This window comes from Gordonia malaquae NBRC 108250 (assembly GCF_000344135.1).
In the GTDB taxonomy this organism is placed as follows: Bacteria; Actinomycetota; Actinomycetes; order Mycobacteriales; family Mycobacteriaceae; genus Gordonia; species Gordonia malaquae.
Genome location: NZ_BAOP01000004.1, coordinates 192,934 through 217,104, shown reverse-complemented (window position 1 = coordinate 217,104; position 24,171 = coordinate 192,934). Strand labels below are relative to the sequence as shown.

At 67.9% G+C, this 24,171-nt stretch carries 5 protein-coding genes and 1 tRNA gene; 5 read left to right on the top strand and 1 reads right to left on the bottom strand.

Annotated features, from left to right (window positions below):
- Window positions 1–160 precede the first annotated feature (160 nt).
- On the bottom strand, window positions 161–1,033 hold the full coding sequence (locus GM1_RS04310; RefSeq protein ID WP_008376874.1) for an SGNH/GDSL hydrolase family protein: 873 nt from the start codon (window positions 1,031–1,033) through the stop codon (window positions 161–163).
- A 200-nt stretch (window positions 1,034–1,233) separates the two neighbouring features.
- Here GM1_RS04310 and GM1_RS04305 point away from each other — a divergent pair.
- The 5 genes from GM1_RS04305 to GM1_RS04285 all read left to right on the top strand — a co-directional run bounded on the left by GM1_RS04305 (window position 1,234) and on the right by GM1_RS04285 (window position 24,152).
- Window positions 1,234–1,304: transfer RNA gene (locus GM1_RS04305), tRNA-Cys, on the top strand.
- Window positions 1,305–1,515: 211 nt separating this feature from the next.
- A complete protein-coding gene (locus GM1_RS04300) occupies window positions 1,516–2,517 on the top strand; it encodes an ABC transporter substrate-binding protein (protein WP_008376873.1) in 1,002 nt (333 codons plus the stop codon).
- Between the two features lie 144 nt (window positions 2,518–2,661).
- Window positions 2,662–14,313: a non-ribosomal peptide synthetase gene (locus GM1_RS04295; protein WP_008376872.1), complete on the top strand. Its 11,652-nt coding sequence runs from the start codon at window positions 2,662–2,664 to the stop codon at window positions 14,311–14,313.
- A 1-nt stretch (window position 14,314) separates the two neighbouring features.
- Window positions 14,315–23,041 (top strand): non-ribosomal peptide synthetase, encoded by an 8,727-nt coding sequence (locus tag GM1_RS04290; protein ID WP_008376871.1) that lies wholly within the window; start codon window positions 14,315–14,317, stop codon window positions 23,039–23,041.
- Between the two features lie 46 nt (window positions 23,042–23,087).
- Window positions 23,088–24,152, top strand: coding sequence for an iron chelate uptake ABC transporter family permease subunit (locus GM1_RS04285; RefSeq protein WP_008376870.1), 1,065 nt, complete (start codon window positions 23,088–23,090; stop codon window positions 24,150–24,152).
- Window positions 24,153–24,171: the final 19 nt, after the last annotated feature.

Below are 24,171 nucleotides of genomic sequence, written 5' to 3'. Positions count from 1 at the left end.
GTGGAGCCGGAGCCGGTCCGCCCGTCGTCACAGGCGGCGGCGTCGACGTTCCATCATAGGTCGTCGTCAGGGGTAACCTTGTCATTCATGTGACTGGATGACATGGAAATTCGGTTGCCGGGACGTGGGATCGGTCACGTCCCGGCGGTCGTGTGAATGTTCAGGCCGGAAACGCCGTCGCGAGCGCGGTGGCGAACAAGCGGTTGCGCTGGACGACGCCCGCGGCGTTGTAGTGGATTCCGTCGACATACCAGTCGTCCTGCGTCTCCGACGCGAAGTCGTAGACCTTCAGGTTCGGGTAGCGGCCGGTGGCCTTCTGCAGCGCGGTGTTGAAGGTGCGCATGTTGGCCGGGGCGTACGCCTTGTTGCTCGGATTCGACGTCATCACGGTGGGCCAGAGGACGTTCTGGCCGGTCAACTTCGACATCACGCGGTCGATCCGGGCGTCGGCGTCCACGCTGCTGCCGACTGCGACGTTCGCGGCGTCGTTGACGCCCATGGCGATCACCCAGCAGCCGCGTCGGCCGGATGCGAGCTGCGACGTGATGGCGTCCACGGCGTTCGGCTCGCCGTCGACCTTCTCGACGATGGACCGGCCGCCTGCGGCGTCGAGGACGCTGTCGGTGGCGCCGACTCGCTTGTACTGGGCGCTCAGGCGATCCTCGGGATCGGTGACTTTCGCAGCGCTGTCGATGCCGACGGAGGTCGAATCACCGATGTGGGTCACCTGGGCGCACGACGTCCGGCGCTCGCCCGTCGGCGTGACCTGCGGTGGAGCCTTTCCGTCCGGGGCCTGCGGGACGAGGAGATTGAACAGGGACTCGAGGTCGTATCCGCCGCTGCCGTTCTGGTCGATGGGCAGTTCCTGGATGATCCGCCCCGCGCTGTCCATCAGCTCGCCGATCGACGGTTCCGCTGAGGCGGGTGCGACGGGAACGAACGAGAGCGCGGCGATCGCGCCGACGACTCCGGCGGTCAGTTGGAGGCGGCGACGCTTGAGCGTGCGGGGCGAGGACGTCTGATCTCTAGTCACAATAATCCCAGTAGAACTCAACTGCCCCACGCGTTTCAACCCTCGGAGGGTTGCGGATGGGTATCGATGGTCTGCAGGGAGTTGTGTGTGCTGCCTGTCGTTCGCGCTCACAGGCAGGGGATGGGTAGGGCGGCGTTACGATCACCGCCGCGCAAAACCCTCGACTCGGACGGGTCTGCCTGGGAGCGTCGGAGTCGCTCGCGGGTGTGGCTGAGTGGTCAAGCAGCGGTCTGCAAAACCGTCTACGCAGGTTCGAGTCCTGTCATCCGCTCTGTTTTGGGCGACTCCGTCGAGTCGTCGTATATGGGGCTCCGTTGACTTATCAGCTTAGGCTTAGTTTACTATCGCATCGAGTCTTCGATGTGGCGGACGCCCGTCTTCGGTGTCCGATTCATCGAGGCCCGGCCTCGCCTTCCCGTGCGGGGCTGCCCCGTAGTCGACGGTGCACGTCGCCGTCGCCGTCAGCGAAGGAACTTCGTCCCATGCACATCTCCAGTCGATTCCGCTCTGTCGGGGCGGCGGCGGCACTAGCCGCCGTTCTCGTCCTGCCGGTCGCGTGCTCCAGCGACTCCGGCGACTCCGCGGATGCGGCTGTCACCGTTTCCGGTGCGTTCGGCGAGGCCACGATCGAGGGCGCGCCGCAGCGCATCGTCGCGCTGTCGACGACGGACGCCGACTTCGTGTTCGCGGCGGGCGCCAAGCCGATCGCGGTGCCGATCCTCGAACAGTCGAACGCTGCGACAGGCGGCACCGGAATCTACCCGTGGCAGAAGTCGCTCTACCCGGCCGACACCCCGAAGGTCGACGCGCCGGCAACCGACATCAGCGTTGAAGCCGTCGCCGCCCTCGACCCGGACTTGATCGTCGCAACCGGTTTCTGGGGACTGGACGAGAAGGTCTACGGAGCGCTCTCGGACATCGCGCCGGTCGTGCACTTCGACACCGAGGCCAATGCCGACGCGTGGCAGGACAACGTCCGCAAGGTCGGCAAGGCGGTCGGCGGCACCGAGAAGGCGGAGGAGAGCATCACCGCGGCCGAGGCGTCGATGACGTCGGTCCGCGAGGCGAACCCGAAGCTCGCAGGCAAGAAGTACAACGCCATCATCTCGCCGTCGGAGGACGGCGTGTACGTCCTGTGCTCGGAAGAGGACAACATGGCACGTGCGATGAAGGGTCTCGGCCTCGAACTCAGCGACTACGCGAAGACCGTCGAGTGCGACGGCGGCAAGGGGGAGGTCTCGTGGGAGAACCTGCCCAAGCTCGACGCCGATCTCCTCTGGGTGATCCCCGACACCGCCGACCAGATGTCGGTTCTCGACGCGCAGCCGCTGTGGCCGCAGCTGCCCGCGGTCAAGCGCGGAGCGTTCACCGTGGTCCCGAAGTCGGAGGGTGTTCCGTTCGCGCTCGGCTTCCCGTCTCCGCAGAGTCTTGAGTGGGGCGTCGGCCAGGTGGCGCCGAAGTTCTCCGAGGCCGTGTCCAAGTAGTTCATAGATCGTGTGACACCGCACTCGCGCGGTGTCACACGGCGTGGGAGCCCTCCGGGCCGCACCGGCAGATCGCAGTCAGTTAAGATAGCCTAAGCTAACTTTCCAGCGATTCGCCGATGGTGGCACGGAGGGCTTTCTCATATGACCGAGACGTTCAGCACGGTGACAGGTTCCGATCGCGGCGAGACGTCCATCGACGGCGCGGCCGTCGCTGTCGCCCCATACCGCGGGGCGACGCTCGACCTCCTCGCCGACGCGGACGTGGACGCCGGGTGTGGGCTCGGCCCGGATTCCCTCGTCGTCGAGGTGCCCGGCGTCGTCGGCCTGCCGGCCGACGTCGTGCTGGAGGCGTACACGCACTGGGCCGAGAACGCTTCCGGAGTGCGGTCCGACGCGGGGGCGTCGATCTCGGTCCGGCGAGTGACCGATCCCGCCGGGCGCATCGCCGGCTTCTCGATCACCGTGACCTCAGCGGACGTCGACGAGGTGTGGCTAGACGGCGCGTCCGACGTGATCGCCGACCTGGCCCACGCGCACTACGGCGGACGGCCGATGGAGTCCGTCGTCGGCGACGTCGACGCGGCAGCGGCTCGACTCTCCGCCCACAACAAGTCCAGTGACGTGTTCGATCGGGACCACTGGCACCGATTCGCCGGCGACCTGGAGGATCTCGAACCCGCACAGGTCGCCCGCGGTGGCGGACGTGGTGCACAGACCGCCGTGCGATCGGCGCGGGTGGCCAGGCGGGCGACAGGGTCGTCGCACGGTGACGTCGCCGCACTCGTGGGCCGATCACTCGTCGTCATCCGAGGCCTCTCCGGCGACCTCGGCGACGGGCTGCTGGTGGACGTTGAAGAGCCCGCTCGGACACCGGATCTGGTGGCAGTGCCGGGTCGAATCCGACGCCGGTTCCCGCTCCTGCTGTCGACCGAGGTCCTTGAATCGGACGGTGTCGTCACTGATGTCGATGCACAGACGGCCGCGGACTACGGTGCTCTCCGATTCGACAATCCACTCGCCGACGGACTGTTCGACGATCTCGCCGAAGCAGAAGTCCTGGTGGCGCTGCGGTCGGGTGACGCACTGCCCGATCCGACGAGCAGCAGGGGCGAGATCACCGATTTCGGCCGCTATCGAGTGCTTGTGACCGTGTGGATTCCGCGTCGAGACGGCGATGTCGCGGTGGACGTCGTCGTCGCTCCGGACGTCGACGTGGACGCCGATCGATTGTGTGCGGGGATCGTCGACGGTCTTGTCCGCTCCGGCGTGCGTCCACCCGCCGACGTGCATCGGGTGGGTGTTCCGGCGCCCCTCGTCGAAGTGAGTGCAGCGGCGCGGGCAGGCGTCGAGCAGACCTTCGGCGCGGTTCGCGACATCCTGCCGGTGTCCACGCTGCAGGAGGGGCTGCTCTATCACCTGTCCTCGGCGCAGTCGTCGGCCACCACGGACCTGTACGCTTCGCAGTTCCACCTTCGGCTCGCCGGGCCCGTCGATCCGGATCGGATGCGTGACGCCGTGGCGTCGCTGCTCCGACGTCACCCCAACCTGGCGGCGGGCTTCGTCACCTTCGGTGATCGGTCACTGTCAGTCCTCCCTGCCGTCGTCGAGCCGGACTTCACTGTTGTGCGCAGTTCGGAGTGGGATCACCGGGCAGGGCTCGACGTCCTCTTCGCCGCGGAACGGGCCCGGCCGTTCTCCGCGGTCAAGCCGCCCCTGATCCGATTCCTCCTCGTCGAGGAGTCCACAACCGAGTCGGTGCTGTGCGTGACTTTCGAGCACATCGTCGCCGACGGCTGGTCGGCCGGACTGATGATGGACACGCTCCTGGAGTTGTACAGCGACCCGACCGGGCGTGATCTTCCTGCACCCGTGCCCTTCCGCGACTACCTCGAGTGGTTGAGCGGACGTGACCTCGGCCTCGCCCGAGCAGTGTGGGCTCGCGAGATGTCCGGCATCGACCAGCCGACCTTGGTCCGTCCAGACGCCGACGCGTCGGCAGCATCGACGGCGATGGCCCGCGACTACCACCACGACCTGGACGCAGAGCTGAGCGAGCGCGTCCGCGCTTCCGCGGGGCGCGCCGGTGTCACCGTCAGCACCTTCCTCCAGACCGCATGGGGAGTGGTCCTGTCGCGGCTGGTGGGCTCGGACGACGTCGTGTTCGGGACCACGGTGTCGGGCCGACCGCCCGAACTGGCCGGATCCGAACGCATCGTCGGTCTTCTGTTCAACACGGTGCCGGTTCGCGTTCGCACGAACCCGTCGCAGTCGATCGGCGAACTCCTGTCCGCCGTCAACACGTCGACAGTCGCTGTCCTCGATCACCCCTACGTCGGACTCGGTGACATCCATGCCGCCGCCGGACTGCGCGCGTTGTTCGACACACTGTTCATCATTCAGAACCATCCGGGACGAGACGAGAGTCGGACGTATGGACCCGATGGCCGTGTACGAGTCACTCAGGCGGATCTGACCGACTCGACGCACTACCCGATCTCGTTCGCGGTTCATCCCGGAGAGACCATTCACATTCGGTGCGCGTATCGCGGTGATCTGTACAGCGCTGCGCAGATCGCCGATCTCACCGGGCGGCTGACGGCAGTCCTCGAATCGATGTCGACTGATCTCACCGCCCCCGTGGGGAGCATGTCGATCGCGACTGCGGCCGAACTCGCCGAGGCGGCCGAGGAGTGGAACGGCGGCGATCGGGCCGTCCGCGACGTCACCGTCGCAACCCTGTTCGACGAGTGCGTCGCTCGCGGCGGCGACGACGTCGCGCTGGTCGCCGGCCCCCGCCGTCTCTCGTTCACTGCGCTGGGGGACGAGGTGAACAGGCATGCGCGCATGTTCGCGCAGTTGGGTGCGGCGCCAGAAGCGCGAGTGCTTCTCATGCTGCCGCGCGATCATCGGATGATCGTGGCGATGTTCGCGACCTTCGCGACGGGAGCAGCGTATGTACCCGTCGATGCGGATTACCCGGCGGACCGCATCGGATACATGGTCGACGCGGCACGGCCGACGCTGATCGTCACCGTTGGCGCGCTGCGCGACCGCCCGGGTTACCGGGAGACGTTCGCCGCGACCGAGTGCCCGGTTCTCGATCTCGATGCCGATGCCGAACAGATCGCCGCACTCGACTCGGGTCCGCTCACCCGAGTCGAACTCGGCACGCACGCGACGGCCGACAATCTCGCCTACATCATCTTCACGTCGGGGTCGACGGGGCGGCCGAAGGGCGTCGCAGTGCCGTACCGCGGCCTCACCAACATGTACGCCAATCATCTCGAACGGATCTTCGAGCACGTCGTCGGAAGCCAGGGCGGGCGGCGGATGCGGATCGCGCACACCACGTCGTTCTCGTTCGACGCGTCGTGGGAGCAGTTGTTCTGGATGCTCGCGGGTCACGAGGTCCACGTGATCGACGAAGACCTGCGGCGTGACCCGGCAGCCCTGCTCGCATACTACGACTCCGCGTCGATCGACGGATTCGACGTCACTCCGTCCTATGCGACGCACCTCGTGGAGCAGGGGCTGCTCGATCGAGACCGCCCACGCGGGCGATCGGTGGCCGCGGATGCGGAAGGTGTCGTCTTCGTGTCTCTCGGCGGGGAGGCGGTGCCGGACGTCCTGTGGACCGCGCTTCGGGACGCTCCCGGTGTCGAGGGCTACAACCTGTACGGCCCGACCGAGTACACGATCAACGCGCTGGGGGCGGACGTCGCCGACAGCACGGTCTCGTCGGTCGGCCGGCCGATCTTCAACACCCGCGCCCACATCCTCGACTCGAGTCTGCACCCGGTCCTGCCTCAGGTGGCCGGCGAACTGTACCTGGCGGGTGCCGGCACGGCCCGCGGGTACCAGGACCAGCCCGGACTGACCGCGGACAGGTTCGTCGCCTGCCCGTGGGGTGACGGTGAGCGCATGTATCGGACCGGTGACCTGGCCCGGTGGCGCGAAGACGGCAGCATCGAATACCTGGGTCGTGCCGACGACCAGGTGAAGATCCGCGGCTTCCGCATCGAGCTCGGCGAAGTGGCCAACGTGTTGCTCGAATCCGACCTGGTCGGGCAGGCCACGGTGGTGGTGCGTGACGGCGCGAGCGGGCCGACGCTCGTGGCGTACGTCGTCGCATCCGATGCGGCCGATCTCGACGTTGATCGCCTCCGAGCACATTCGGCATCCCGGCTTCCCGACTACATGGTCCCGTCTGCGTTCGGGCAACTCGACGAGATCCCGTTGACGATCAATGGAAAGGTGGACGTCAGAGCCTTGCCCGCCGTCGACGTCCACCACGACGAGTACGTGGCGCCGCATGACGACCTCGAAGCCGCAGTGGCCGACATCGTGGCCGACGCTCTCGGCGTCGACCGCGTGTCGGTCGTCGACGATTTCTTCGCGATCGGCGGTCATTCGCTGCTGGCGATGCGGGTCGTCGCCCGGGTGAACAGCGACCTGGACGCCGACCTGTCGATGCGCGAAGTGTTCGACGCCCCCACGGTCGTCGGCATCGCGGCGGCCGTCCGCACGTCGGCGGGTGCGCGTGCCGCGGTGGTGGACACGGTCGTCGGTCCGGTCGTCCCCGCCTCGGCGGGGCAGCGATCGTTGTGGCTCATCGACCAGGTGTCCGGGGCGAGTTCGATGTACACCATCCCGGTCGTGATGACGGCGTCCGACGACTTCGATCCGACCGCGTGGTCTGCGGCACTGCGCGACGTCGTGATCAGACAGGAGGCCCTCCGCACGGTCCTCGTCGAATCGGACGGCGAACTCGTGCAGCAACTGACACCCGTCGACGACGTCGACGAGGTTCTGCAGGTCGACCGCGTCGATCTCGGCGACGCCCGGCCACTCGACGTCGTTCGGGAATGGGTCGCGCGCCCTGTCCTGGCGGGTGATTTCCCGGTGCGGGCGGCAGTCGGATCGGGGAACACGGGTACTCCGGTCGTCGCGCTCGCGATCCACCACGCGTCGATCGACGAGTGGTCACTTCCCGTCCTGCTTCGCGACCTCGGCGTCGCCTACACGGCGCGTGCCGCCGGGAACGCCCCGGACTTCACACCTCTCGCGTCGAGCTACAGCCAGTACTCGGTGTGGCAGCACGACATGCTGGCCGACTCGGCAGTCGTGCTGGACCACTGGGCGGAGCGTCTGGACGGTGCTCCGGAGGTCTCCATGATCGCGACCGACCGCGCGCGCCCGGCGATGTGGGACTCGGCCGGTCTCAGTGTCGACCTCGCTGTGCCCGCCGACGTGACCACCCGCCTCCGTGACCTCTGCGCGCGCGAAGACGCGAGCATGTACATGCTGATGCAGGCCGCGGTGGCGGTGGCGATGCACGGGCTCGGTGCGGGTGACGACATCGTGCTGGGCTCCCCGGTGGGCGGCCGAGGCGACACGGCGCTCGACGACCTCGTCGGCTACTTCGTGAACACCCTCCCGCTGCGGCATCGACTGGACGGCAATCCGACACTGCGCGAGATGATCGCGCGAGCCAGAGAAACGGTCTTGGACGGGTTCGCTCATCAGGACGTGCCGTTCGACATGATCGTCGGGCGGTCCGGGGTGAGTCGGAGCAGCGCGTACAACCCGCTGTTCCAGACTCTGGTCACGTATCGGGTCGACCGAGTGATCGGTGATGACGCCGACCTCCTCGACGAGGCCGGATTCGGTCCGTTCCCCGAACGCGTTGAGGTGGGAACCGTCAAGGCGGACCTGGAGATCGACCTCGCCGAGCAGGCGGGTGGGCTGACCGGCGTCATCGCGTATGCGAGTGCGTTGTTCGACTCCGGAACAGCCGAACGACTCGCCCAGGGACTCGTGAGGGTGCTCACCTCGTTCGCGGACGCGCCCGGACGACGTCTGTCTGAGGTCGTGGTGGCCGGTGATCTGGACGCGGCCGCGATCACCGCCTGGTCGACCGGCGGGCGACGCGTCCCGGCGGCGGAAGCTCCGCTCGGGGATCTGCTCGTCGATGCGTTCTCCCGCCACGCCGATCGTGTCGCAGTCGTCGCCGACGGCGAGAGCCTGACCTTCGACGAGCTCAACAGGTCCGCAAGCGCGATCGCGCGAACGCTCCGTGCAATCGGGCTCGAGCCCGAGGATCGCGTCGCGTTGCTGATCCCGAGGTCGGCGACGATGATCGCGGGTTTCGTCGCGGTCCCGCTGGCCGGCGGTGTGATCCTGCCGATCGACACGTCGTATCCCGACGACCGGATCGCAGCGATCCTCGCCGATGCGTGTCCGACCGTTCTGCTCACCTCGGCGGGCACGAAATCTCGATTCGCGGCGTCGGCGGGGGCGATCGGCGCACGTCTGGTCAACGTGGACGAGATCGACGACTCCGCGACGCCGATCGACGGGACCTCAGTGCCCGCACGGGTGCGCGTCAGCAATGCGGCCTACACGGTGTACACGTCCGGGTCCACCGGCCGCCCGAAGGGCATCCTCGTCGACCACACCGCGATCGTGAATCTGATCCGTTGGCGCCAGAGCGAGTTCGAACTGCACCCCGGCGACGGTGTGCTCCAGAAGACGTCGCTCGGTTTCGACCCGGCGATCCCGGAGATCCTCTGGCCGCTGTTGTACGGAGCCAGAGTCGTCGTCGCAGCCGACGGGGGAGACCGTGACCTGCGGTATCTCGCGGACCTGTTGCGCTCGGGCGATGTCACGTTCGCCGAGCTCGTCCCATCGGTCGCGGCGGCGATGCTCGACGACGGCGTGACCCTGGCCGGTTCGGCGCTCAAGTACTTGTCGCTCGGTGGCGAAGCTCTCTCTGCAGCGTTGCTGGACCGGATCGTCGATCGGTGGGGTCTGCACGTGTGGAACACCTACGGCCCGGCTGAGGCCGCCGTCGAGGTGACCTCGTTCGCCGCGGGCGGCGCCGATGTCGGTGACCGCGGAGCGGTGCCGATCGGCGTCCCGGTCGCCGACACAGTCGTCCGAGTCCTCGACGACCTCCTGCGGCCTGTGGCTCCGGGAGTCGTCGGCGACCTGTACATCGGCGGCAGACAATTGGCTCGCGGGTATCTCGATCGCGTGGACCTGACCGCGGCGTCGTTCGTCGCCGACCCGTTCGGGACGGCGGGCGATCGCCTCTATCGGACCGGCGACCTCGTCCGGTGGAACGACGACGGGCAGCTCGTCTTCATCGGACGATCAGACCACCAGGTCAAGATCAACGGCTCGCGCGTGGAACTGGGCGACGTCGAAGCGGCGGTCTCCGCGGCACCGGACGTGGGCCACTGCGCGGTTGTAGTCTCCCGATCCCAGGGGGCGGCACATCTCGTCGCCTACGTGACGCCGAGCGCTCATGGCGTCCCCGCACCCGACACCGAACGACTGCGCGGCGATCTGCGCCGCCGTCTACCCGTCCACATGGTCCCGTCTGCAGTCATCGCCGTCGACGCCTTGCCGCTCACCCCGAACGGCAAACTCGACGTCTCCGCCCTCGAGGCGCTCGAGGACTCGACGACGCCGGGACGGGCACCCTCGGGTGACATCGAGACGGCGATCGCAGATGCCTTCGCCGACATCCTCGGACTTGACGCGGTGGACGCGGACGCAGACTTCTTCCGCCTCGGCGGGCACTCGCTGCTCGCCATGCGGGTCGTGTCCCGACTCAACGCCGGTCTGGGCACGAACCTCTCCCTGCGAGACGTGTTCGACAGCCCGACGGTCGCCGCGCTCGCCACCGCTGTGGCGAGCGCCGCGACAGGCGAGGGTGACGAACTCCACGTCGCCGACGTCGTCGTCGGAGCCGTCGTCCCGGCATCGTTCGGCCAGCAGGCCCTGTGGTTGATCGGGCAGGTGACGGGCCCCGGCTCGGTGTACACGATCCCCGTCGTCCTGACCGTGGACGCGCAGTTCGACGAGGACGCCTGGTTCGCGGCGCTCGCCGACGTGATCGTGCATCACGGCGTTCTCCGCACCACTCTCATCGAGTCGGACGACGAGCTGGTGCAGGTCGTCGTGCCCGCTGACGAGGTCGCAGACCACTTTGCACCGGACCGGTTCGTTCTGGACGCCGAGGACGACGCCCACGCTCGAATCGAGGAATGGGTCCAACGTCCGGTGACGTCCGGCGTCGACTTCCCGGTTCGGTCTGCCGTCTTCCGCGGCGTCGACGTGGAGTTGTCGAGGTCCGGGACGGTCGTCGCGCTCGCCATCGATCACGTCGCGGTGGACGAGTGGTCGTTGCCGCCGCTGTTGCGTGATCTCGGCGACGCCTATCGTGTCCGGCGGTCCGGCGGTGTTCCGACGTTCGACGCTCCGACCGCGACGTATGCGCAGTACTCGATCTGGCAACGGCAGATGTTCGGAAACGTCGGGGACCCCACCCCGCTCTGCAGAGAACGGCTGGACTACTGGCGGGGGCACGTCGACGGTGCACCCGAGGTGTCGATGGTGGCGGTGGATCGCCCACGTCCGGCCGTGGCCGAGTACGACGGCTTCACCGTCGACTTCGAGGTCGACGCAGATGTCACGCGGGCGTTGCGAGACCTGTGCGAGCGGACCGACACCACCATGTACATGCTGGTCCAGGCGGCGGTCGCCGTCATGATGCGCGGATACGGGGCAGGGGACGACATCGTTCTCGGTTCGCCCGTCGGCGGGCGCGGAGACTCAGACCTCGACGCCGTCGTCGGGTACTTCGTGAACACGCTTCCACTGCGACATCGGTTGGACGGCGATCCGACTCTCGCCGACGTACTGGTGCAGGCGCGGGAGACGGTGCTGGACGGATTCGCCAACCAAGACGTGCCGTTCGAGCGCATCGTCGGTCACGTCGGGGCGCCTCGCAGCAGCGCTCACAACCCGCTGTTTCAGACGCTCGTCACCTATCGTGTCGCCGACGTCATGGGGAGCACGGTCGACAGCCTCGCCGATGCGGGTCTGGAACCTGTCCGCCGACGCATCGGGATCGGATCGGTGAAGAGCGACCTCGAGATCGATCTAGGCGAACAGCTAGCGGGCGGGGGCCTCGCCGGGACGGTCTCGTGCGCCTCGTCGCTGTTCGACGAAGCGACGGGCCGACGGCTCGCTGCAGGTATGCGCACGGTGCTCGCAGCGTTCGCCGCCGATGCCGACCGGCCGTTGTCGGAGGTGTCAGTGATCGATGACGTGCAGCGTGCGTGCATCGACGCGTGGTCGGCCGGGCCTCGGGAGCCGCTCGACGACGAGGCCTCGATCGACGAACTCCTCGCGGAGGTCGCCCGATCGAACCCGGACCGGATCGCGGTGCGGGCCGGCGGCGAAGGCCTCGACTACGCGGAGTTCGACGCCTCAGTGAACCGACTGGCCCGCGCGCTGGTCGCGACCGGAGTCACACCCGGCGATCGTGTCGCCGTGATCGCGAACCGGAGTGTCGGCCTGCCGTCCGTACTGGCCGGAGTTCTCCGGTCGGGCGCCGCTTTCGTGCCGATCGACCCGTCCAACCCGGCGGACCGAATCGACTACGTGCTCAGCCAGAGCGGCGCACGGATCGTGATCGTCGACGACTCCACCCGTGATGTCCTCTCCGCGCTCACGACCGTGCCGACCGTGCTCGACCTCGGCGACGATCGCGTGCGCTCGACGGTGTCGCGCTGTTCCCCGGAACCGGTGAGCGATGCCGAACGCGGAGGGCCGATCCGCGGCCGCGACGTCGCGTACGTCATCTACACGTCCGGATCCACGGGACGGCCGAAGGGCGTCGTCGTCGAACATCGGGGCTTCGTCAATTTCTTGCGATGGAAGCAGGAGACCACTGGAATCGACATCGACGATCGGATTTTGCAGAAGACTCCGATCTCCTTCGACGCGTCACTATGGGAGTTCTTCGTCCCGCTGATGGTCGGCGCCACCGTCGTCATGGCAGAACCCGGGGGCCACCGCGATCCGGACTATCTGACGAGGGTGATCGCCGAAGAGCGACTGACGACCGTCGAGTTCGTCCCGTCGATGCTCGACGCGTTGCTCGAACACGGACTGGACGGCGTCGACCTCTCGAGCGTGCGACGGGTGTTCTGCGGTGGCGAAGCGCTGTCGGTCGCGACCGCGGCAGCGGCCCTCGAGCGGTTCGGCGACATCGTCCACAACCTGTACGGGCCCACCGAGACGACCGTCGGCATAGCCGGAAAGCACGTGACCGCTGCCCTGCTGGCGTCCGGTGCTAAGTTCGGCGGCGGCCTGCCGATCGGTGTCCCGGCCTACAACAGCGGTGCCAGGGTCCTCGACGCTGCTCTCGCGCCGACCCCGATCGGAGTGGTCGGCGAGTTGTACCTCGACGGTGTCCAACTGGCGCAGGGCTACTCGGGCCGCCCGGATCTCACCGCTGCGGCATTCGTGGCCGATCCCTTCCGTGCGGGCGAGCGAATGTACCGGACCGGCGACCTCGTGCGATGGAACTCCGGCGGTGACCTGGAGTACCTGGGTCGCGCGGACGACCAGATCAAGATCCGCGGGTTCCGCATCGAGATCGACGAGATCCGCACAGTGGTCGAACAGCACCCCGCGGTGGGGTCGGCGGCAGTCGTCGCCAAGAACCGTCGTGGTGACGGCGACCGAGTCCTCGTGGCGTATTACACCGCCGCCGACGACGACGTCGACGACACGGTGGAGCAGTCGATCATCGCTCATGTCGCTGCAACCCTGCCCGACTACATGACGCCGTCGTCGTGGATGCGCATCGGCTCGATCCCGGTGACCTCGAACGGCAAGCTAGACACCCGCGCCCTCCCGGAGCCCGTTCACGTGTCGGCCGGCGGACGTGAGCCCACCACACGGACGGAGATCGACGTGGTCGCCGCGATCCGTGACGTCCTCGGTCTCGACGAGTCCACGCGTGTCACTGTCGACGACGACTTCTTCCGGCTCGGTGGCCATTCGCTGCTCGCGGCTCGTCTCGTCGGTCGCCTCGGCGGCGGGTTGACGCTGAAGTCCGTGTTCACTCGTCCGACTGTCGGAGGACTCGCGTCCGCCATCGACGAAGGTCGGACCGTCGACCATCCGATCCTCCTTCCACTCGCCGACTCGGGGAACGCGGGAACGGTGTTCGCGATCCACGCCAGCTCCGGCTTCGGAACCGTCTACTCGACCCTCCGGTCGAACCTGCCGACGGGGGCCGGACTGATCGCGCTCCAGGATCCAGCACACGCGGGTGAACCCAGGGACGTCGACACCCTGGACGAACTGGTCGACGTGTATGCGGACGCCGTCCTCGACTCGGGTGCGGCCCGGCCGTACAACCTGCTTGGCTGGTCGTACGGCGGGCACCTCGCGTTCGGGGTCGCCAGGCGACTGGAAGAGCAGGGGATCGCAGTGGAGACGGTGACGATCCTCGACACTCCGGCAGTGACTCAGGAGACGGTCGTCACGTGGTCGGACGCCGAGCGCGACGACCGGGTTCGCACGTCGTTCGCGCAGTTCGCGGGTCTTCCGCATGCGAAACCGCCGCACGACCGCCTGCCGGAACGCGGCGAACTCGCAGCGCTCAACTCCACCTCGGACGGCCCTCTGGCATCGCTGTCGATCAGTGAATCGATGGCGTTCATGGACTCCTTCGACCGCTGCCTTCGACTGCAGGAGTCCACACCGACGCACGGAGTGCTCCGGGCACGGGGCCTGCTCGTCATCGGAAGCGATCACGAGGAGACCGCCGACGACATGGCCGCGGGGTGGAGTGCACACTTCGTCGACGAGATCGACGTCAGGCGTGTCGACGCCGGACACGAAGACCTTCTCACCACGTCGGGTGTGCCCGCGTGGTCGCCGTGGTGGGCGAACCACCTGCATCAGACACCTGGAGAGGACTGAGATGTCTGCCCCCGCACTCGCTCGAACCACACTGCTGCCCGCTCAGGAGGGAGTCTGGTTCGCGCAGCAGCTGATGCCGGACAGCCCGGTGTTCAACATCGGACAGGCCCTGTGGTTCGACGCGGCCGTTGATCCCGACGCGTTCGCCGCAGCCTGGGCGCAGACGTGGTCTGACGCTCACGTGCTCCGCTCGTGTTTCGACGATCGGGACGGCGAGGTGACGGTCACGACGCCGGACCGGTCCGCGCCGTGGGACGTCGTCGATCTGTCGGGGCAGCCCGACCCGGAGGCCGGCGCGCGTGCCGCCATGCGCACTGAGCTGGACGTTCCGCAGAGCCTGACAGGAGATGATCTTGTCGGATCGACCCTGTTCAGGCTCGGCCCGGACCGGTGGGTGTGGCACCTGCGGATCCACCACATCCTCATCGACGCATACGGATTGTCCCTGGTGTCGAAACGCGTCGCTGCTGTGTACACGGCGTCGATCACGGGGTTCGTGTGCCCCGAGTCGAACTTCGCGTCGCTCGTCGAGGTGATCGAGGCGTCTGCTCGCGACGACGATGCGATCGCCGCGGACCGCGAATACTGGACGCGGACGGTCGACGGCCGCGGAGTGGTCCGACCGCTGTCAGGCGAGGGTGAGCTCGCCCAGGTCAGCCCGCGCACGCCGATTCAGAGCCGGCGCGTGATCGACGCCGAGCTCGCTGATCGCATCGACTCCCTGGCCGCGTCGACTCGGAGTACCTGGGCCGATGTCGCGGTGCTGGCGTGGGCGTCGCTCCAGAGTGCAACGAGCGGTGACGACCACGTCGTCGTCGGAATGCCGATGATGGGACGTGCCGGGCGCCCTGCGATCCGCACACCCATGCTGGCCGCCAACGTTCTGCCGTTCCACATCGACCTGCCGGGGTCGACGTCGATCGTCGACTCGCTTCGGGTCGTGACCGACGGACTCCGCGAGCTCCGTCGCCACCAGGCGTACCGGGCGGAGGACATCGCTCGTGACGCGGGTCTGGTCGGGACGCGACGGCATCTCGTCGGGTCGTTGATCAACATCAAGGTCTTCGACTACCGGCTCGACTTCGCGGGGATCGGGGCAATACAGGAGAGTCTGGCCACGGGGCCCGTGACCGACGTCGCGCTGTCGGTGTACCGCGATGCGACACACGGCTTCAGCGTTGCACTCGACGCCAATCCCGACCTCTACTCGACCGATCAACTGGAGGTCCTCGCGGACCGACTGTGCGCTCATCTGTCAGGCCTGGTCGGGGCCGAACCGGCTACCGCCCGAGGAACGGTCCCCGTCGCGACGGCCACTGAACTGGAACTCGTCGACGACTGGTCGATCGGTGCGATCCACGCGGAGTCTGCCGCGGTGGGAGCGATGTTCCGCGCCACGGCAGTGCGTGCCGCCGATCGCGTCGCCGTCGTCGACGCAGGCGGCGAGACGTCGTACATCGATCTCCTCCGACAGGCCGACGGCCTCGCCGCACGTCTGGTCTCGAGCGGGGTCGGGGCGGACAGTCGGGTGGCGTTGCTGCTTCCCCGCACCGTCGATCATGTGGTGGCGACCCTCGCGACCCTGATGGCAGGCGCCTGCGTGGTGCCGATCGACTCGTCGTACCCCGCGGCGCGCGTCGCGTACATGCTCGACGATTCGAGCCCGGACATGATTCTCACGTCGAGTTCCCTGCGCGCGGAGTGGGAGGGCGTTCTCGGATCGTCACGCGCGCCGGTCAGTGTGCTCGACCGGCCGGTGGGGCCGCCCCCGCACTGGGATCGCCCGGCGAGTCCCCGGCGCGACGATCAGGCGTATCTGGTCTACACGTCCGGCTCGACCGGTGTACCGAAAGGCGTGGCGGGAACCCACGGTGCGCTCGCCGATCGTGTCGCGTGGGCCGTCGACCGCTGGAGGGTCGACGGCCCGGATGTGCGCCTGGCGAAGAGCTCGGTGAGCTTCATCGACGGAACCACCGAACTCCTCGGCGCTCTCGTCGCCGGAGCGTCGACGATCCTCGTGGACGAGGACACTGCCCAGGACGCTCGAGGGCTCATCGACACCATCGACGCTCGTTCGGCCACTCAGGTGACTGCCGTGCCGTCACTGCTGCGCGCGATGATCGACATCGGCGGCGCCCGCGTGCAGTCGGTACGCCGCTGGATCGCCAGCGGCGAGGACCTGCCGTCCGGTCTCGTGCACGATCTGCACGCGGCCGATCCGTCAGTGACGGTCACGAACTCCTACGGGTCGTCGGAAGTGGCAGGCGACGTCACCTTCACCGACGTCACCGACCATGTGACGATCGGTACGCCCGCACCCGGTGTCCGGCTCGCGGTCCTCGACCGGTGGTTGACGCCGGTGCCGCCGGGAATGCTCGGCGAGCTCTACGTCGGCGGGTCGCAGGTGGCCCGCGGGTATCACCGCCGCCCGGCACTCACTTCCGAACGGTTCGTCGCCGACCCCAGCGGGTCGGGGACCCGCCTGTACCGGACCGGTGACCTGGTGACGTGGTCGTTCGACGGATCGCTGATTTATCACGGTCGCACCGACCACCAGGTCGCGGTTCGCGGATTCCGGGTGGAACTAGGAGAGATCGAAGCGGCGGTGTCCGCCCTCGACGGGGTGGTCGACTCTGCCGTCGTCGCGCCGGTCGGGCCGTCCGGCGATCGCACGATCGTCGCGTACGTCACCGGGAGGACGGTGCTCGACTCGGCTGCGATGACGGCCCGGCTGGCACGCACGCTGCCGTCGTACCTGGTGCCGTCGACGATCGTCGTCGTCGACGAGCTGCCGACCACGCCGTCGGGGAAGATCGATCGTGCGGCGCTGACCGCGCGTGAGCCGCGGATGGCCTCATCCGAGGCGGCGGCTCCGGCGACCGCGACCCAGGCGCGTCTCGCTGAACTCGTCGGCGAGACTCTCGGTGTCGCAGGCATCGGCCCGGCGGACGACTTCTTCGCTCTCGGCGGGCACTCGTTGTCGGCGACCAGGCTCCTGGTGGCGATCAGTTCGACATGGGATGTCACTCTCGCTTTGCGTGAGGTGTTCGAGCATCCGACGATCGGCGCCCTCGCCGCCCGGATCGACGCCGCCGTACTTGCAGCAGACCACAGCGACCTCGAGTCCGACGTCGACGCGTTCGCCGTTCGACCCGATCGCGGCACGCAGGCGCCGCTGTCGACGGCGCAGAGGCGGCTCTGGTTCCAGCATCGCCTCGACGGCCCGAACGCCGTCTACAACATCGTGATTCCACTCCGCGTTCGGGGACTGTTGGACGCTGCGGCCCTCACACGGGCCGTGCGGGTCGTGGTCGCCCGACACGAGTCGCTTCGAACCGTCTTCTCCGACGGTGTCGACGGACCTGTCCAACGCGTCCTGGAGGTGACCGACCCGCACATCGATGTTCAGACCGCCGAAGTGTTCGACGACTCGACGATCGCCGACTTCATCGCCGACCGTCGAGATCGCCCGTTCGATCTGGAGTTCCAGGCGCCGATCCGGGTGTCGATCCTGGCAGGCCACGGAGAGTCGGTCTTGTGTGTCGTAGTTCATCACAGCGCTTTCGATCAGTGGTCTCTGCCGATCCTGTTCCGGGAGTTGGACACCGCGTACTGTGCCGCGGCCGCCGGAAGGGTGGCTGACCTCGGTGATCTGCCCGTGCAGTACGCCGACTACGCGGCGTGGCAGGAACGCACGCGAGACGTTCGCGGTGTGTCCGGCCTCGACTACTGGGGCGAGACGCTGCAGGACCTGCCCGACGAGTTGCCCGTGTTGACCGACCGGGCCCGACCCGCCGACACCGGCCGTCGAGGGTTCACGGTGAGCCGAGCGATCGACGCTTCGACGGTCACCGCGATCAAGGGCGCGTGCCGAGCCCACCGGGTCACCGAGTTCATGTTCGCGCAGGCCGCCGTGGCGCTGGTTCTGGACCGCTTCGGCGCGGGACCGGATGTGCCTGTGGGAACACCGGTCTCCGGGCGCAGCGACCCGGCCGTGGCAGACACCATCGGATTCTTCGTCAACACCGTCGTCATCCGCAACGACCTGTCGGGCGACCCCACGGGCGGTGAACTGCTCGCCCGGACTCGCGGCCGAGTTCTCGACGCGTTCGATCACCAGGACGTGCCGTTCGAGCAGGTGGTCGATCACGTGAATCCAGAACGGATCACATCGCGGCACCCGTTGTTTCAGACGATGGTCGTCTACCGCAACAGCCGCGGCCTGCCTGCGACCATCGGGGAGGCCGCAGCGGAGTTCGTTCCGACGCCCGCGGGCTGGGCGAAGTTCGACATGGAGTTCGAGATCGTCGAGCTCGACTCGGGGAGCATGTCGCTCGACGTCGTGTTCGCCGCCGACCTCTTCGATGAGCAGACCGCCCGCCGATACGTCGACGCGTTGGCGCAGAGCCTCCACGAACTCGCAGTCGGGAACGAACGTCGACTCTCCACTCTCGACATCGAAGGCAGCGCAGCGGAGCCCTCCGACGGAGTGATCACCTCACCCCGTGAGGCGCGGATCGAGCAACTCGTCGCCCGGATCGCCCTGGCGGCGCCGAACCGGGTCGCGCTCGCGATGGGGGAGGACCGCCGAACGTACGCCGACCTCGTCAGCGCAGCCAACCGGGTGGCCCGACTCCTCGGCGACGCGGGCGTGCGGAGCGGCGACCGGGTCGCGATCCTGTCGCCGCGCAGCCTCGACCTGGTCGTGATGATCCTCGGCGTGCTCACTGCCGGAGCCACCTACGTCCCGGTGGACCCGACGTACCCGGAGGCTCGGATCACCTACCTGCTCGCGGACAGCGAGCCGTCGGCCCTGCTGGTGAGTGACCCCGACGTCCTCGACCTTCGTGTTCTCGACGCAGCCGTGTCCACCGCGTCGACCATCGTCCTGAACTCGCCGGAGACGGCGGCCGACCTCTCTCGGCTGTCGGGCGGACCTCTGACGGAGGCCGAGAAGTCCGGTGCGCCGGGCCCCGGAGATTCGGCGTACATGATCTACACGTCCGGATCGACGGGGGTGCCGAAGGGCGTCATGGTTCCGCACCGGAACGTGGTGGCATTGCTGGACGCGACCTCCGACATGGGGTTCGGTCCCGACGACGTGTGGACGCTGTTCCACTCGTACTCGTTCGACTTCTCTGTCTGGGAGATGTGGGCGCCGCTGTGCAGCGGCGGTCGTGTGGTCGTCGTCGATCACCCCACGTCGCGGGACCCGAAAGCGTTCGGCGATCTGCTCCGCGACGAGCAGGTCACCGTGCTCAATCAGACGCCGTCGGCGTTCTACGCGTTGACCGACGCCGAACGTGACCGTGACGACACCTCCGGTCTCGCATTGCGCACGGTCGTGTTCGGTGGCGAGGCGCTCGATCTTCATCGCCTCGGCCGATGGCGGGAGGCGCATCCGTCGGATCAGACCACGCTCGTCAACATGTTCGGGATCACCGAGACCACAGTGCACACCACAGTGCACGTGGTCACCGGCGACGAGGCGTCCGGAGCGAGCGTGATCGGGCGGCCGCTGCGCGGTCTGTCGACGTACGTCCTCGACCACCGATTGCGGCCGGTTCCGATCGGTGTGGTGGGCGAGCTCTACGTCGCGGGCGGTCAGGTCGCCGACGGGTACTGGCATCGAGGCGGACTCACATCGAGTCGTTTCGTCGCGAATCCGTTCGGTTCCCCCGGCGACCGGCTGTACCGCACCGGCGATCTCATGCGGTGGAACAGCGACGGCCTGCTGGAGTACGCCTCCCGTGCGGACGAGCAGGTCAAGATCCGCGGGTTCCGCATCGAACTCCACGAGATCGTCGAGGCTCTTGAGGCTCATCCGGCGGTCGACACCGCGCGTGTCGTCGTCGGACGCAGACCGAGTGGCGACGCCTATCTGAGTGCCTACTGGGTCGGATCGCCCGCCGAGACCACCGCGATCCGCGCACACTTGGAGCAGTCGCTGCCCGTCCACATGGTTCCCGCCGCGATCACCCGCATCGACGCGATGCCGCTCACCGGCAACGGAAAACTCGATCGACGCGCGCTGCCCGAGCCTTCGACCGCAGACGCGTCGCCGGAGTCTCGCCCCATCGAAGGCCCGGCGGAGGTCGCGGTCCACGCTGCCGTCACCTCGGTTCTCGGAATCGATGAGGTGGGCGTCGACGCCGACTTCTTCCACCTGGGAGGAGACAGCATCTCCGCGCTCTCCGTCGTGCGGCAGGCACGCGCGAACGGTGTCGTGATCACGCTCAAGGACGTCTTCGACCACCGGCGGGTGGACGCCATCGCTTCTGCGTCCAGACCTGTCGACGAGGACACGCGTTCGCGACGTCGGCTGACACATCGAGCGACATCGCTGACTCCGATCATGCATCGCCAACTGGCGGCGGGCGGAGATCTCTCGTCCTTCCGACAGACGGTGCTGTTGACCGCACCCGCCGACCTCGATGTGAAACGCCTGCACGTCGCCTTGACGGCAGTCGTCGGTCGACACGCCGCGCTGTCGTTGTGCATCGATCAGGCCGGTGTCCGGCTCGGAGACACGGCTCGTACACCGGGGACCATCGAGACGATCAACGGCGTCGGCCGCAGCGGCGCCGATCTCGAATCGATCGTCGCAGACGTCGATCGTCGTCTCGCTGAGAAGCTCGACGCGGCGGCCGGGCATCTCACCGCGATCGCCGTCGTGGACCGAGGCGACGAGGACGACGTGATCGTCTGGACGGTCAACCATTTCGGCGTCGACTTCGTGTCCTGGGACGTCCTCGTCGCGGACCTCGCCGATTTGTATGACTCGCCCGCCAATCGATCGACCGCGGAGCTCGACGACTCGTTCCTCCAGTGGATGGAGTATCTCAACACCGATGCCGTCGACCATGCGCGCGGCGAGGTCGACTTCTGGGCGGAGCGACTCGGATCGATTCCCGTCGGTCCGGATCTCGAGCGAGGCGAACCGACCAGGGCCGTCGGCGTGTTCGGTGCCGAGACCGGGGCGGCGGTGGCCGCGGGCGCGGCCGTCCACGACGGTTTCGCTCAATCGGTACTGCTCGCCGGCTTCGCCGTCGCGTTGCAATCCTGGCGGGGGACCGCAGGCGGTGACGCGGTCCTCGTCGACCTCGAAGGGCACGGTCGGACCTCACCCGCAGGCGCGCCGCCCGTCGACTCCACGGTGGGCTGGTTCACAGTCGTCGCACCGACCCCGGTGAAGGTCGACGCGCATACCGCCGCCGCGCTGACCACCGCACCGATCCTTGCGGTCGACCTCGTGGAGCAGACGCGTCGATCCGTCGACGAGGTGCCGGACGGCGGCTTCGGCTACGGAGTGCTGCGTTACCTGGACGCCGAGAACCGAGCGAGGCTCGAGTCATTCGCCCGCGCCGATGTCCAGTTCAATTTCGGCGGGGTGATCGGAGGGCGCACTGCAGCCGACACCGCTTGGTCCACGCCCGACGAACTGCCGCGACTCCTGGCAACCGACCCCGCCGAACCTGCGCATCCTCTTGTCGTCAACGTGACGGGTCGACGCGTCGGCGACTCCGTGCTCTTCGACTTCGCCATCGAATCCGACCGGCGGATGTACGCGGAGGCTCTCGACGACCTCGCCGCCCGATGGGAGGCCGCCGTGTCGGTGATCGCGGCGGGAGCGGTGACGCACTCACGGTCCGAGACAGCAGACTCGATCGCGGTGCCGCCGACCGCGAACCAGCACCGGCTTCGAACAAGTGACGTCCCGCTCGCTGAGTTCGTCCGGACCGGAGTCGTCGACCTGCCGTCGGCGCCTGAGCTCACCGAACTCCACGGTGCACTGCTGACGGCGATGACGACCTTCGACGCACTGCGACAACGGATCTCCCCGCGTGGACGCGTCTGGCTCACCGAAGTTCTCCCGCCGTCAGCTCGGCGGGTCGTCGACGCTGTCGCCGTCGAGCAGACCGACCTTCCGCGGACACGAGCCGTGGCGGACGTCGTCGACCGGCTCGTCTCCGGAGTCGACGTGTCATCCGGCGACGGGGTGCGGGTCGCCGCGGTGACCAGTGCCGGCGGTGTGCACCTGGTGGTGGCCGTCCACGGGGCGCTCGCCGACAGTCGGTCGGTTCACACGCTGTTGACGGCACTCGCATCGCTGCTCGTCGACTCGGAAGCGCCGCGTCCTGGAGCCGCGGTGGCCGATGTCGCCGATCGGCTCGCGATGTCCGTGCAGTCCGAGGCGATCGAAACTTGGGTCGACGGACTGCGTGATCCCGGCGGTGCACCGGTTGATGGTCGTGTCGGCGAGACTCGGATCGACCGTGTCGTGGGCTCGTTCGACCCGGCTCTCGTGGAGAAGGCATTCCTGTCCGTGGTCGAATCCAGCCACCCGGTCGCCGTTGACGCGGACTTGCGTCCGATCGTCGGCGTCGACAGCGGCACCGTCGGATGGCTGTCGTCGACGACGGCGTTCGACGCTGCTGTGGACACACCCGTGGCCGACCGCGGCTGGTCAACGCTGGCCCGATACGGCAGCAGGGACGGCCGCCGCGTGGCGAAACGCTTCGGCGAAGCGCCGATCCTGGTGACCCGACAGTTCGCCGAGACTGCGCGACCCGGCGTCGCCGAGGGCGATGAGCGATTCCATTCCGCCGTGTACCGGTATCGGGTCGACGAGACCTCGGTTCACCTGAGTGCGACCGGGGGAGGGAGCCCAGAACTGTTGGACGTCTGGGCAGACGCCCTGCGGAGTCGCCCCGACCACGACAGTTAAGGTGAGGGTAACCGAAAATGGCGTGACAGGGCGGGAGAGCAACGGGATGACGGTGGATGCTGACACTCCGCTTGCACGGCCGGCCCCCGACCTCCGGAAGCCGGTCGACTGGTGGCGGGTCGGCCGGATCGCGGTGGGCTGGCTGGTCGCCGTCGCGCTGCTCGGGCTGGTGTTCCTGGCCAGCTTGAGCGTCGGTTCGACGAGCATCCCCTTCACCACCGTCTGGCAGGCTCTATGGTCGTTCGACCATTCAGACGAGCACATCATCGTCCGCGACATGCGTCTGCCCAGAACGGTCCTCGGGCTGGTCGTCGGCGCCGCATTGGGAGTCGGCGGCGCCCTGATCCAGGCGATGACACGCAATCCGCTGGCCGATCCGGGCATCCTCGGAGTGAACGCAGGCGCAGCGTTCTTCGTCGCGTTGGCGGTCGGGGTGCTCGGGTTCACCGACATCCGCGTGTATGTCTGGTTCGCCTTCATCGGAGCGATTCTCGTGATGGTGCTGGTGTATGCGCTCGGCTCGTCGGGCCGGGGAGGCGCAACGCCGATCCGGCTCACCCTGTCGGGTGTCGCCGTCGGCGCTGTCCTGACCGGCGTCACATCGGGCCTGGTCCTTCTCGATCCCACGGCGTTCGCCACGATGCGTTCGTGGAACGCGGGGTCGATCGCCGGGCGCGGCTTCGATGTGACGAACTCGGTTCTGCCGTTCATCGTGATCGGTCTGGTGCTGACAGTGCTGATCGCGCGGCCGCTGAACGCGGTGGCGCTCGGCGACGACCTCGCGCGATCACTCGGCGCGGATGTGAACCGGACTCGCCTGATCGGCGTCGTCGCGGTCACCCTCCTGTGCGGTGCAGCGACGGCGGCGGCGGGACCGATCGTGTTTCTCGGCCTGATGGTTCCGCATGTCGCGCGTTGGATCGTCGGACCGGACCAGCGGTGGATCATGGCGTACACGGTGGTCGGCGCTCCGACACTGCTGCTGGTCTCGGACATCGTGGGTCGGCTCGTCGTGCGCCCCGGGGAGCTCCAGGTCGGCATCGTGAGTGCCCTGATCGGCGCTCCGGTCTTGATCCTGCTCGTACGTCGTGGAAAGGCCAGTGGACTGTGATCTCCAAGTCCCGGGTCGA

What these genes read in the sequence shown, in the direction of transcription:
- GM1_RS04285 (WP_008376870.1), top strand. Translation starts at nt 23,088, where the DNA reads ATGACGGTGGATGCTGACACTCCGCTTGCACGGCCGGCCCCCGACCTC.
- GM1_RS04290 (WP_008376871.1), top strand. Translation starts at nt 14,315, where the DNA reads ATGTCTGCCCCCGCACTCGCTCGAACCACACTGCTGCCCGCTCAGGAG.
- GM1_RS04295 (WP_008376872.1), top strand. Translation starts at nt 2,662, where the DNA reads ATGACCGAGACGTTCAGCACGGTGACAGGTTCCGATCGCGGCGAGACG.
- GM1_RS04300 (WP_008376873.1), top strand. Translation starts at nt 1,516, where the DNA reads ATGCACATCTCCAGTCGATTCCGCTCTGTCGGGGCGGCGGCGGCACTA.